The sequence below is a fragment of the Paraburkholderia ginsengiterrae genome (assembly GCF_001645125.1).
In the GTDB taxonomy this organism is placed as follows: domain Bacteria; phylum Pseudomonadota; class Gammaproteobacteria; order Burkholderiales; family Burkholderiaceae; genus Paraburkholderia; species Paraburkholderia ginsengiterrae.
The window spans coordinates 248844-261401 of sequence record NZ_LXKA01000221.1 but is presented as its reverse complement, the minus strand read 5'-3'; the positions used below and the strand labels follow the sequence as shown (position 1 = coordinate 261401).

10 protein-coding genes are annotated in these 12558 nt (G+C 59.1%); 3 read left to right on the top strand and 7 right to left on the bottom strand.

What is annotated here, in order from left to right:
- Positions 1-35: 35 nt before the first annotated feature.
- Entirely contained in the window at positions 36-1733 is a 1698-nt protein-coding gene (locus A6V37_RS17690; protein WP_064270667.1) for a long-chain fatty acid--CoA ligase, read from the bottom strand.
- Positions 1734-1882: 149 nt separating this feature from the next.
- Entirely contained in the window at positions 1883-2689 is an 807-nt protein-coding gene (locus A6V37_RS17685) for an alpha/beta fold hydrolase (protein WP_064270523.1), read from the bottom strand.
- 122 nt (positions 2690-2811) lie between these two features.
- Here A6V37_RS17685 and A6V37_RS17680 point away from each other — a divergent pair, with 122 nt between their 5' ends.
- The gene (locus A6V37_RS17680; RefSeq protein WP_064270522.1) at positions 2812-3378 is read left to right on the top strand and encodes a TetR/AcrR family transcriptional regulator; all 567 of its coding nucleotides are present in this window, start codon (positions 2812-2814) and stop codon (positions 3376-3378) included.
- Between the two features lie 56 nt (positions 3379-3434).
- Here A6V37_RS17680 and A6V37_RS17675 read toward each other — a convergent pair whose 3' ends face one another.
- The 4 genes from A6V37_RS17675 to A6V37_RS17660 form a co-directional block, all read right to left on the bottom strand.
- Complete coding sequence (locus A6V37_RS17675) at positions 3435-4796, bottom strand: MFS transporter (RefSeq protein ID WP_064270521.1); 1362 nt, start codon at positions 4794-4796, stop codon at positions 3435-3437.
- A gap of 102 nt (positions 4797-4898) precedes the next feature.
- Positions 4899-6257 (bottom strand): fumarylacetoacetase, encoded by a 1359-nt coding sequence (fahA, locus tag A6V37_RS17670; protein WP_064270520.1) that lies wholly within the window; start codon positions 6255-6257, stop codon positions 4899-4901.
- Positions 6247-7482: a CaiB/BaiF CoA transferase family protein gene (locus tag A6V37_RS17665; protein WP_064270519.1), complete on the bottom strand. Its 1236-nt coding sequence runs from the start codon at positions 7480-7482 to the stop codon at positions 6247-6249. The genes fahA and A6V37_RS17665 overlap by 11 nt, the downstream gene beginning before the upstream one ends.
- Positions 7483-7484: 2 nt before the next feature.
- A complete protein-coding gene (locus A6V37_RS17660; protein ID WP_064270518.1) occupies positions 7485-8249 on the bottom strand; it encodes an enoyl-CoA hydratase/isomerase family protein in 765 nt (254 codons plus the stop codon).
- Positions 8250-8579: 330 nt separating this feature from the next.
- Between A6V37_RS17660 and A6V37_RS17655 the strand changes: the two genes are divergently transcribed.
- On the top strand, positions 8580-9263 hold the full coding sequence (locus A6V37_RS17655) for a TetR/AcrR family transcriptional regulator (protein ID WP_075643515.1): 684 nt from the start codon (positions 8580-8582) through the stop codon (positions 9261-9263).
- Here the strand turns inward: A6V37_RS17655 and A6V37_RS17650 are convergent.
- Complete coding sequence (locus tag A6V37_RS17650; protein ID WP_064270516.1) at positions 9253-10923, bottom strand: long-chain fatty acid--CoA ligase; 1671 nt, start codon at positions 10921-10923, stop codon at positions 9253-9255. The two genes, A6V37_RS17655 and A6V37_RS17650, sit on opposite strands and share 11 nt — an antisense overlap.
- A 224-nt stretch (positions 10924-11147) precedes the next feature.
- On the opposite strand from A6V37_RS17650, the gene A6V37_RS17645 reads away from it, so the two are divergent.
- Complete coding sequence (locus tag A6V37_RS17645) at positions 11148-12326, top strand: acetyl-CoA C-acyltransferase (protein WP_064286163.1); 1179 nt, start codon at positions 11148-11150, stop codon at positions 12324-12326.
- The last annotated feature ends 232 nt before the right edge of the window (positions 12327-12558 follow it).

Here is a 12558-nt window from a genome sequence, read left to right as displayed (position 1 = left end):
CCGGAATGGCGGGCATACGCAGCAGTCTAAACCAATCAGGTGGTCGGCTTGCGGTGCTTTAGCGCCTCGCTCTCTTGCAGCGCACGCCACAGGATTTTGCCGCTGCCCGACTTTGGCAGTGAATCGACGAACTCCACCATACGCGGCGCTTTATAGGCGGCCATGTTCTCGTGCGCCCAGTCGGCGATGTCCTTCTCGCTCACGTCGACCGTACGGCTCGGATCGAGCACCACGATGGCTTTGACTGTTTCGCCGCGCTTCGCGTCGTACGCCCCGATCACGCAGACTTCCTTGATGGCCGCATGGCGATACATCAGCGCTTCCACTTCCGCCGGCCACACCTTGTAGCCGGACGCATTGATCATGCGCTTCAAACGATCGGCCATGAAGTAGTAGCCTTCATCGTCGACATGCACGAGGTCGCCCGTGCGCAGAAACTGCCGGCCGTCGATCTCGATGAACGTTTCGAGCGTCGCGTCCGGATTCTGCCAGTAGCCTTGCATGAGTTGCGGTGCGTGGACCACGAGTTCACCCACTTGCCCAACCGGCATTTCATGAAGGGTATCCGGATCGATCACGCGTGAGTCGACGTCGAATACCGGGATTCCAAGACATTGAGCCTTTGGCCGCTGCGGCGGATTGATATGGGTGGCCGCCATCGTCTCCGACATGCCATAGCCTTCGAGATATTCGAGTCCCGTTAGATCCCTTAGCTTCTTGACCACCGCGTCCGGCATTGTCGCGCCCCCGCCTCGTATCCACTTCAGGCTGGACAGGTCGTACTCGCCGAGCCGCGGATTGGACACAAAATCGACGACCATCGTGGATATAGCCGACCAGCTGCTGATCTGATAACGCTCGATGGCACGCGCAGCCACATCGCGATCCCAGCGCGGCAAGACCACGATAGTTGCACCGGCATACAGCGATCCGTTCATTCCCCCCGTCATGCCGGTCACGTGAAAAAGCGGCAAGACGGACAATTGAATCGACTCCTGGTCCGTACCGAACCAGCGCACACCGCCGACGGCCGTGCTCATCACGCTCCGATGCGTGTGCATGCAGCCCTTCGGCTTGCCTGTCGTACCCGATGTGTACGGCATCACGCAGAGATCGTCGGGACCCGCCGTGAGCGGCCCTGGTTCAAGCCTCGCGTCGAGCATTGCTTGCCAGCGCGTGACGCCCAACCCTTCCACGTTCGCTGGCGCCGCGACGAAATCGGGTGGTGACGTATCGGGCGCGCATTTCAGGTAGTCACTGTAGGTCGCAACCAGCACGTGCTTCAGCCCCGCTTCATCGGGACCCACCAGCGGCGCGATCCGCTCGTAGAGATCCTGGGCGACGAACGCTGCGTGAGCACCACTATCTTCGACGAAGTGGCGCACCTCCTCTGTCTGGTTCATCGGGTTCACGGGTACGACAACCGCATTAGCCCTCAGGATCGCATAGTAGGCAATGATCCATTGGGGGCTGTTCTGCATGTACAACAGTACGCGGTCGCCGGCTTTCACGCCGCAGCGCTGCTGAAGATAACCAGCGATGCGGCAGGTTTCGTCTCTAAACTGGGCGAACGTTACCGGTGTGCCGTAAAAGATGATGAAGGGCTTGTCCGGATACCGTGCCGCTGACACTTCAGCGTTGTAGTACAGGTTCGTTTCCGGCAATGTCAGATGATGCGACAAATGCGCGGGCCAATGTGGCGACGTTGCTTGAGCGGAGAGAGGCGATGACATCGTGTATTTGATCCACCAATAAATGCAGCTGTTTTCAACATCGGCAATCACGCAGGATTGCTAACAATAATGGAAAAGCGTTCGGCGGCAGAAATGTCCGGCGCCGATTGGTGCAAGCCAATCGACTACCGGTCCTCCGACACGCAAACTTATTCGACCTGATCTCTGAGTGACTCTGCTTTCAGAAAATCCACAACAACCGCAACCACGCCTGGATCTCGAATAATGCGGCGATGCCCCAGGCCGGAGGTCAATTCGAGTGACGATCCCGATACGAGATCATGCATGTGCAGAGACGCCGCGTGGGGAACTTCCCGATCATCGCGATCGTGCATGAAGAGCACGGGATGACGTACCCCAGATGCCAGCACTTCGGCCTCGAACTCGCCCACCATCACTTGCGTTCTGGATTCGACCGTTTGTTTGAAATCCTCGAAGACGCCATCCGGCATTCCGCTGCCGACCGCAAATCTATTGAGCACCGCTTCCAGGGACGAGGGACCGCTGATGTGCGCACTCGCCTTAACTCGCAGCCCGCGCGTATAGGCCCACAAGCTCGCAGGCACGCCAAGCGAGTGACTGATCAGCCCTTCCACTGGCCCGATCTCGTTCGCGACCGCGATCAATGCCCGGCCAAACGACGCGACACTCGCCGTGCTTCCCGGCGAAGCACCGTGAGCCGGGGCGTCATAGCCGATCACCGAGTAACCTGCCGCGATGAGAGGTTGAATGAACGCACCCAGATGTGATGCCCTGCTTTCCCAACCGTGACAGAGGAGCACCGGTTTGCCTCGCCCCCATCTCCAGACCGCAATGGAAGCTCCGTCGTGGTCCACCTCCCAGCGCTCTGCCGCTGCTAGCAGCGTTCTATCCGACTCGGTCGCACCCGTCCGCTTTGGACTGAGGAATAAATCGGCGTAGTTTGCGGCAGATTCGACCGCGGTTGCGTCAAACATGGACTTCTCCGTATGCAATTTGATACATGATATGATACACGTCATATAAACTGCGGCAAACGGTATTTCGTGGCGACGAAAACCATCTTCACCGCTGAATTGATCTGACAAAGGACTGCAATATGCGTTACGAAGCTGACAGGAAAGACAGGACGCGCCAGTTGATCGTCGAGGCCGCGGCCAGGCGCTTTCGTGCGGAAGGAATCAAGTCCGTCGGCGTCGCCAGCCTCATGAGCAGCGCCGGCTTGACACACGGCGGCTTCTACGCACACTTCCAATCCAAGGAAGATCTCGTCGTAGAGACTTGCCTCGCTGCCTTTGAAGAGACCTTGTCATGGCTCAGCGCAGCAATCAAGGCAGCCCCTGCCGGCAAAAAGGTCCGGGCGATGACGGAAGCGTACTTGTCGCCACATCATCGCGACCATATGGATCGGGGATGCTTCGCAGCCGCACTCAGCGCTGAAGTGTCCCGCATGCCTGACCCGGTGCGCAAAGTGATGAGCGACCGTCTCGCCGCCCTCGAGAAGCTTGCGTCTGACGCCATTCAGGCAGATGGGTCCGATCTATCTGCTAAAGCCATGTTGGGAATCATGATCGGCGCGTTAAGTCTATCTCGCGTCTTCCCGGACAAACGTACTTCAGAAGACTATCTGGTGGCGGCTCGCAAACTGATCGAAAGCCATTGCTAGAAACGATCTGGCGCCTTGCGCTTCCGGAAGCGTCCCAACGCGCTTCCGGCCCCCTACTAATGCGCACTCGCACAAGTCTTACATTCGGACTGCTGCCTGCGAGTCAGAAACGGAATGCCCGCGGTCAATGCAATGACTGCAATTACCTCAACGCCCGCAGCTGCGAGGAAACCACTCGCATAGCTTCCGGACACGTCGCGTAAATAGCCCGTCATCCACGGCGTCAGGAACCCCGCTATGTTGGCAACAGAACTGATGATGGGCACCCCAAGCGCAAGCGTATTCTGGCGCATGAAGCGAGCCGGGAGTTGCCAGAACAGAGATACCCCGGCGCCTGTCCCTGCTATGCCGAAAACCAGTGTGACGAACGTCGCTGTTCGGCTGCTGTGCCAGACAAAAACCAGAATCAGCAGGCTCGTCAGTGTGACGAGCGCCGCAATGGCGCAATGCCACCGCACGTCCCGATAGCGGCTTGCGAACATGGAAAATCCGATGTTGCCAAGCGCACCCAGTATGCAAATCGCAGCAACCGCGTTACCGACCGCGCTATACCCCCCGAAGCCCGCTTCGTGAAGAATCGTCGGCGTAAAAAACCCCAAAGCGGTATTGGCCGCCAGGATGCAGAAATAGATGCCAGACAGCATCCAGAGCATCGAGTTCGCTACCACGGGTGACGAACTCTCCGTGTCTGACAAAGCGAGACCTCTGTCCCGCGCGAGGTCGTCCAGAACCAGACGCCGCTTGGCATCGGACAGCCAACCCGCGGTGGCGGGGCCGTCGGGGAGCGCAAATAACGCGACCACGCCAAGCAGAACAGTCGGAATGGCTTGCAGGAGAAACATCCACCTCCAGCCAGCCAATCCCCACGTGCCGCTCATGTGTTCGAGCACGAAACCCCCACTCAGGCTGACGGCGACTGTCGAGCAAACTGCTGCAGAGTGGAAAATACTGAAATTTCGCGTGCGCCGCTGGGCCGGAAACCACTGATTGAAGTAGAGGATGACGCCAGGATAGAAGCCAGCCTCGAACACGCCAAGCAGGAAACGCAGGAAATAAAACATTCCGGTCGACTTCACGAACATCATCGCGACACTCGTTGCCCCCCAGCCGATGGCAATCATCGATATGAGCAACCTCGCGCCGGTTCGCTGCTGAACGATCGAGCTCGGAACCGAGAAAACGACATACCCGAGGAAGAACAGGCCCGCTCCAAGACCATATGCCGTCTCGCTGAAATGCAGGTCGGACAGCATCTGCAGCTTGGCAAACGCTACGTTCGCCCTGTCCACCCACGCGAGCATCCACAAGCCAAACAGGAGCGGGATGATTCGCCACTCAGCCGTCAAGTAGGCATCGCGCAATAGCCGGCGCGAGTCAGCGTCGACCGCTGACGCTTCTGATTCGAACAACGCACTCATCAAATCGTCTCCAGTTGCGGGTTCCCGGTTTTTGCCCCTGCGCTTGCTCGAGTTCCACACGATTTCAGTAGTCCAGATCTTTCTGTCGAGGCCTCGGCTCTGTCACGCCCACTTCGCAGGCGTCACTTCTCCTCGGTTTTCACCAAAACCAATCCGCGCGTATCCGGGACGCTCGCACCAGCCGGTCATCACCACGATGTCACCGTCCTCCAGGAACGAGCGTGATTCGCCGTTCGGCAACTTGAGCGGCGCTCTGCCTGCCTCGGTGAGTTCTATCAGCGCACCGGCCTCCCCGTGGGTAGGACCCGAGATCGTGCCACTGCCCAGCAAATCGCCGCTGCGAAGATTGCATCCCCCGATAGTGTGATGAGCCACCATCTGCGCGACCGTCCAATATTGATGACGGAAGCTCGTACGCGACAGGCGTGTCGGCGACATGCCGTTTCGCCGGGTCTCCCGCGTTTCAAGCGACACTTCGAGCTGGATATCCATCGCGCCGGATTCATACGTTCCGGCTGAGGATAGATAGGGAAGCGGCTGTGGTTCGCCTTCAGAACGAGTCCACGGTGCGCGATACGGAGCCAGCGCATCCATCGTGACGATCCACGGCGAAAGCGTGGTTGCGAAGTTCTTCGCCAGAAAGGGACCCAGCGGGGCTGATTCCCACGACTGAATATCGCGGGCGGACCAGTCATTCAACAAGCAAAGCCCGAACACATGGTCTTCTGCCGATTCCACCGGTATCCGCGTGCCCTGCTCGTTGCCAGTTCCAACGAAAATGCCAAGCTCCAGTTCATAGTCGAGCCTGCCGCATGCCTGGAGTTCAGGCTCCTGACTGCCGGCTTTCAAACGCTGACCAAACGGCCTCCGGATTTGTTGACCCGACACACCGATGCTCGATACGCGACCGTGATAGGCGCTAGGAATCCAATGGAAGTTCGGCGACACGATAGCGTCCGGCCTGATCAGCTTGACGATGTTCCGCGCGTGATCGAGCGACGTATAGAAATCCGTGTAGTCACCGATTTGCGCGGGTACGCAGTACTCCACGTCGGATTGTGCAACCAGACATTTTTCGAGTACGTCGATCCCGGGCGTGTCGAGCTGACTGCGGTGTTGACTGCTGCTTTGACTGCGCCCGTCTGCCTTGAACAAGGCAAAAAGCGTGTGCCTTAGCGCCCGCCACGCGGTGGGTCCCATGTCGAAGAACTGGTTCAGGCCCGGCTTCGCACACGCTCGCGCCGCCTCGACCGCGAGCCCGTGTAGTGCCGCTGCATCGGCCAGTGCGCCTAGATCGATGACCTGATCTCCGAGCGCAACCCCGCCTCGAAACCCTTCCGCCGTCCCCGTCCGCCGAAACACGCCAAACGGCAGGTTCTGCAACGGAAACGGCGTGTCTTTCAGGTTCGCGGACTCGAGCCAGCTCTTTGCGGTGACATCGTGCGTATGATCAAGCCGCATCGAAATCCTCGCGGATGCTTCGGCGGCTCAACAGGACCCGCCGCTCCCGCAGTGTCTGAATAGTTGCGGGGTCGACGTTCCTCTCGGACAGCAGTTCGATATTGTGTTCCCCTTGAAAAGCGGGAATGCCAGGAGACGGCAACGTTGCGGTGCTGAATCGCCACGGCGGGCCAGGCATGCGCATCGTCCCACCGGATCGATCATCGACTTCCACGATGGCGCCCCAATCCGCGGCCCATTCGGACTCCGCGAGTTCCCTGGTTGTGCGAACCACGCCAATCGCAAGACCTTGCTCGCTCACTTGTGCCTGAAGCGCATCGAGATCGTTGAACGTCATGATCCATCGGCGAACTTCATTCAGCAGCGCCTCCAGATTCTCCCGGCGCAACTGCGCGGTCGCGAAGCGGGGGTCGCGCAGAAGATCCGTGCGCCGCATCATCGAGCAGTAGCGCAGGAACATCGGCGAGTAGATCGGGCTGGCGGCAATCGTCACCTGACGGCCGTCGGGCATGCGGAAAATGTGCGATTCAGGCGCGCTCAACGCCGGTGGTTCGCCGTTCGTGTCAATACCGGAGAGCTGCGCGCCTGCGCGCTCGTTCACGGAGAGCATGGTCGCCGCCATCGAAACGTCGACATGCTGCCCTTCACCTGTCCGGTTCCGATGTTGAAGCGCCGCCAGAACGGCGATCGCGCCCTGCAACCCGGTATAGAGGTCCGCGTGGCTGCACGCATCGTTCCTGACTTCATCCGGCGCAAACGCATAGTGCTCGCGCAGGGTGTCGGTAAAGCCGGTCTCGGCCTGGACGGTCGGCGCAAAGGCCGGCCGGTTGCGCCACGGACCAGTCTGACCGTAGCCGCTCATCGACACATACACGACCGCAGGATTGAATTCGCGAACCTGCTCGTAACCCAGGCCGAAGCGCGCGAGCGTTCCCGGGCGGAAGTTTTCGACGATGATATCGGCCTCACGGCAAAGATCCGTCACGATCGTGCGCGCCTCGGGATAGTTCAGGTCGAGGCTCAGATTGCGCTTACCGGCATTCTGCTGCGCGTAGTACACGGACATGGTGCCGACATAGGGCACGCCGCCACGGCCCGAGTCACCGCTCGGCGGCTCGATCTTGATCACTTCCGCGCCAAGGTCGCGAAGCGTTTTCGTGCAAAGAGGCCCTGCGAGCACTCGTGTGAAATCGACGACTTTCAGTCCTTCAAGCGGAGCACCCATGATCAGTTCCCCTCAAACACAGCGGAACCGGGACCGGTCTTCATGAACGCGGTGAGACCACGCTTCTGATCGGCGCTCGCCCACATCATGTCGTTCGTTTCTGTCTGTTTGGCGTCCGCTCCTGCAATCCCGTGACGCGCGGACAGATTGGCCAGATTTTTAATGCCTCTCAGCGCAACTGTCGGTCCCGCCGCGAGTTGCCGGGCCCACGACATCGCTACATCAGGGAACTCACTCTCCTCCACGACGAGGTTGACCACGCCCCAACGCTCGAGCGTGGCCGGCGTGAGGCGGCGGCCAAACATCGCCATCTCCTTGGCACGCGCAGGCCCCACGCGTTGCACGACCCGCTGTACGCCGCCCAGCAAAGGAAGAAGGCCAAGCGTCGCCTCCGCCATTCCGAAGGACGCCGTGTCTGCCGCGACAATCATGTCGCAGGTCAACGCCAATTCAAAACCACCCCCGAGCGCCGCACCATGGACAGCCGCAACCGTGGGAAGAGGAACGTTCTCGAGCGCGTCGAGCAGCGCTTCCAGCCCGATCTGGTCGCGCCGGCGCTCGCCACCGGTAAAGCCCGCTACGTCGGCGCCAGCGCAAAAGTGGCGCATCGCGCTGCGCAGCAGAATCGAGCGGCAACCTTCGTCGACAGCCTTGCTGTATGCGTCGAGCAGATCCTTCAGGAACCCATTCTCGAGCAGGTTATGGGGGGGCTTTGACATCGTAACGACGCCGACTGCGCCGTCCTTCTCAAACACGACAGTGCTCATTTCTCGTCCGGGATGAGGGCCTGGCACAACACCAGGCATATTGGTTGACCCAAAAATCGAAGCCGATCAGGGAGTGCGACAAACCTCGGTTCACTCAGTGGGGGCAGATGTTTCCGCGCACAGACTCCTAAGTGCAATCCGATCTGAGTCAATGATAACGATGTTAACTTGAAGTAGAATCAGGGTATTCCCGACAGCCGCCAACCCTGCCCTCCGCTTCCGCACGACTGTCGCCTCCCCTTGGCCGACGCCGCGTCACCGAGGCTGCGTTGCGCACGTGGAATTCGCGCGCCTATAATTGTTTGCTTTGGACATTCCTCGAGCGATAACGTGACTCCGAAACCATCCAGCGAGACTTCTGCGCCGTACCACCACGGGAATCTTCGTAATGCCCTGATCACAGAGGGACGCAGGGTATTGGAGGACGCTGGCGCTCACGAATTGAGCTTGAGATATCTCGCGCGTGCGGTGGGCGTATCGGAAGCTGCGCCCTCCCGGCATTTCGCGGGAAAGGAAGGTTTGCTGGCCGCCATTGCAGCCGATGGATTCAATGAACTCGCCGCCTTGCGCACCAGGATCCTGGCATGCGATGAACCGGCGATGACGAAGGCATATCGAATGATGCGGACGTATGTCGAGTTCGCGCAGCAACACAAAGGGTTGTTCGATTTGATGGTCGGACCGCGCATCGTGGGTCGCGAATGCTATCCCGAACTCGTCGAGGCAGGCCTGAAATCGTTCCACCTGTTCGCCTCGTCCGTTCAGGACGCAGCACTCGAAAGCGGTTGGCAAAAGCGCGCGCTTCCGCTCGTGATTCACGCGGCGTGGAGCATGGAACACGGAGTCGCTACCCTGATTCTTTCTGACCGGGTACCGCAAGTCACCTATTCAGTTCGAGTGGATCAGATGATTCATTTTTCGATCCGCATGTTTCTCAGTGCGATTGCTGCCGGTCCGGAGCACCTCGAATCATTGGATCTCGTGCTGGACACCCCCGCCAAGGTCAAAGCGTAGCCAGACTATTTTCCTGCAACTGGCGCCACAGGATTTTTCCGCTTGCTGACTTGGGCAACTCACGCACAAATTCGACAATGCGCGGTACTTTGTAGGATGCCATATGATTGCGTGCCCACGCGATGATGTCCTCATCCGTCACGTTCCCGACGTGGCCCGGATCCAGCACAACAAGCGCTTTGACTGTCTCGCCACGGCGTGAATCGCTCGCGCCGATCACACAGACTTCCCGAATCGCCTCATGCTGATACATCAGCGCTTCAACCTCCGCGGGCCACACCTTGTAACCTGACGCGTTGATCATGCGCTTCAGGCGATCAGTCATGAAGTAATAGCCCTCCTCGTCGACACGCGCGAGGTCGCCCGTTCGCAGGAAGCGCTTGCCGTCAATCTCGATGAACGCCTCGCGCGTTGCATCGGGGTTGCGCCAATATCCCTGCATGACCTGGCGGCCGTGTACGACAATTTCACCGGCTTGCCCCTGAGCGACTTCCCCAAGCTTCTCAGGGTCGATAACGCGTGCATCGACGTCGAACATCGGGATACCCAGGCATTGCGCTTTGGGGCGCTGCGGCGGATTGAAGTGTGTTGCCGATATGGTCTCCGACATGCCGTACCCTTCAACGTAGTCAATATCGACGGTGTCTTTCAGCTTCTTTACCAACGCGGCCGGCATGGCCGCACCGCCTCCACGCAGAGAACGCAGGCTCGACAGATCGTATTCCCGCAGCTTCGGATTGGACAGAAAATCGACCATCATCGTAGAGATCGCCGACCACACGGCAACCTGATACCGCTCGATCATCCGCGCAGCGATATCACGATCCCAGCGCGACATCAGCACGATCGTCGCTCCGCAAGACAGCGGCCCGTTCATGCCGCTCTGCATGCCGGTGACATGAAAGAGCGGCAAAGCCGTTAGAAGCGTCGTTTCGTGCGTGATATCGACCCAGCGGACACTGGCGAGCGCCGTGTGCATGACGCTGCGGTGCGTATGCATGCAACCCTTCGGCTTGCCGGTTGTACCGGATGTATATGGCATGACGCACAGATCATCCGGCCCGGCGGTCAACGCGCCTGGCTTGTATCTCGCTGCGAGCGCATCGGCCCACGCCACCGCGCCGCCGATATCGACATTGCGCGCAGCCGTGACGAAGTCAGGCGGGGTCACACTCGGCGGTTGTTTCAGATAGTCGCTGTAGGTGGCGACAATCACATGCTGCAGTCCGTTGCGCTCCGTATTGCGCAGCAGCGGCTGAATGTGCCGGAACAAGTCCTGAGCAACCAGTACCGTTTCCGCGCCACTGTCTTCAACGTAGTGACGCAATTCCTCCGCGGTATTCATCGCGTTGACCGGCACTACCACCGCGTTGGCGCGCAGGATTCCGTAACAGGCAATAACCCATTGCGGGCTATTCTGCATGTACAGAAGGACACGATCGCCCGCACGCACGCCGCATTGATTCTGCAGATATCCGGCGATGAACTCCGCTTCATCTCTGACCTGCGCGAACGTGATCGGGGTGTCGTAGAAGATGATGGCCGGTTTCTCCGGAAACCGTGCTGCCGAGACCTCGACATTATGGAAAAGGTTTGTCTCCGGGATCGTCAACGAGCTCTGCAAATGGGCAGGCCAGTGAGATGTCACCGCATTTTCCATATCAACACTCCGAATTAATCTGCCAGGTTCGGAGGCAACCAAAGCCTCTCTCCCATTCACCACCTGCAGACTAACATCTCGCATATTTCAATGTACACGGTGATAACACCTAGTGACGGCGATTATTTTGCAATCGCACAATGCACCTGAGATACCTTGCATTGAACACGGCACGGACTTCAGCAAGCTCAACCCGTCCGCTTGCTTTCACTACAGGATTGAAAATGCGACAAGCAGTCATCGTATCCACCGCGCGCACCCCGTTGGCCAAATCACATCGCGGCGAATTCAACATCACGCCGGGGCCTACTCTGGCCTCCTTCTCCGTTCGAGCAGCCGTGGATCGATCCGGCGTCGATCCCGCGATCATCGAAGATCTGATTCTTGGCTGCGGATATCCCGAAGGCATTACCGGCGGCAACATCGCCCGCCAAACCGTAATTCGGTCCGAATTGCCAATCTCCATTCCTGGCGCGACGATCAATCGTTTTTGTGCCTCCGGGCTCCAGGCAATCGCTTTGGCCTCCGGCCGGATCGTTGTCGATGGGGCGCAAGCCGTCGTCGCGGGTGGAGTCGAAAGTATTTCCGGCATTCGGTCGCGAACGGGCACCAATGATCTCGATCCGTGGATCCTCGAACACAAGCCCGACTTTTATCTCTCGATGATCGACACAGGAGACATCGTCGCCAAGCGTTACGGAATCACGCGCGAGGAGCAGGACGAATTCTCGGTTGAGAGCCAGCGCAAAACAGACGAGGCGCAACAAGCGGGGAGATTCTCCGACGAGATCGTACCGGTAACGACCACGATGGCCGTCAAGAACAAGGAAACCGGTGAAATAACTCATCGGACCACAACGATTACGGCCGACAACTGCAATCGCCCTGGCACTACCATGGACGCGCTCGCAAAACTCGAACCTGTCAAAGGTCCCGACAGATTCGTCACGGCGGGGAATTCGTCGCAGTTATCCGATGGTTCGTCGGCGTGCGTGCTCATGGAAGCGAAAGAAGCCGAGCGCGCCAACCTGTCTCCGCTCGGCGCGTTTCGCGGACTGGCTGTGGCCGCTTGTGAGCCCGACGAAATGGGAATTGGTCCGATGCTGGCCGTTCCGAAGTTGCTGAAGCAGCATGGTCTCAGCGTTGACGATATCGACCTCTGGGAACTCAACGAAGCGTTTGCTTCGCAGGCACTCTATTGTCAGCGGCAACTTGGCATCCCATCTGAGCGCCTTAACGTCAACGGCGGAGCGATTGCTGTTGGCCATCCGTTCGGCATGACCGGCGCCCGTCTGGCCGGCCACGTTCTCCTCGAGGGACGCCGCCGCGGAGCCAAATACGCGGTCGTCACAATGTGCATCGCAGGCGGAATGGGCGCAGCAGGCCTCTTCGAAATCTACTGACACAAAGAAAGCGTCATGGGTCCGGGGCTTTGCCCCGGCCAGGAATCCTGTTGCAATAAAGTTCTGTGTTTTCCGCAAGAGAATGCCCTCAACGCCTCGCGGATAAAGTGTGCGAGGGAAAGCGCCTCACCCGTGCAGTACTGCTGAAATAGAAAAATATCCTGGCGAACCAGGATGGCTCACCACACACCGGACTCGCGTGTGTAGCGGCACCAACAGTGGTGTTCCAAAG

Bases quoted from the DNA above. Each gene is read 5' to 3' on its own strand.
- A6V37_RS17690 (WP_064270667.1), bottom strand. From the start codon at position 1,733: ATGTCATCGCCTCTCTCCGCTCAAGCAACGTCGCCACATTGGCCCGCG.
- A6V37_RS17685 (WP_064270523.1), bottom strand. From the start codon at position 2,689: ATGTTTGACGCAACCGCGGTCGAATCTGCCGCAAACTACGCCGATTTA.
- A6V37_RS17680 (WP_064270522.1), top strand. From the start codon at position 2,812: ATGCGTTACGAAGCTGACAGGAAAGACAGGACGCGCCAGTTGATCGTC.
- A6V37_RS17675 (WP_064270521.1), bottom strand. From the start codon at position 4,796: ATGAGTGCGTTGTTCGAATCAGAAGCGTCAGCGGTCGACGCTGACTCG.
- fahA (WP_064270520.1), bottom strand. From the start codon at position 6,257: ATGCGGCTTGATCATACGCACGATGTCACCGCAAAGAGCTGGCTCGAG.
- A6V37_RS17665 (WP_064270519.1), bottom strand. From the start codon at position 7,482: ATGGGTGCTCCGCTTGAAGGACTGAAAGTCGTCGATTTCACACGAGTG.
- A6V37_RS17660 (WP_064270518.1), bottom strand. From the start codon at position 8,249: ATGAGCACTGTCGTGTTTGAGAAGGACGGCGCAGTCGGCGTCGTTACG.
- A6V37_RS17650 (WP_064270516.1), bottom strand. From the start codon at position 10,923: ATGGAAAATGCGGTGACATCTCACTGGCCTGCCCATTTGCAGAGCTCG.
- A6V37_RS17645 (WP_064286163.1), top strand. From the start codon at position 11,148: ATGCGACAAGCAGTCATCGTATCCACCGCGCGCACCCCGTTGGCCAAA.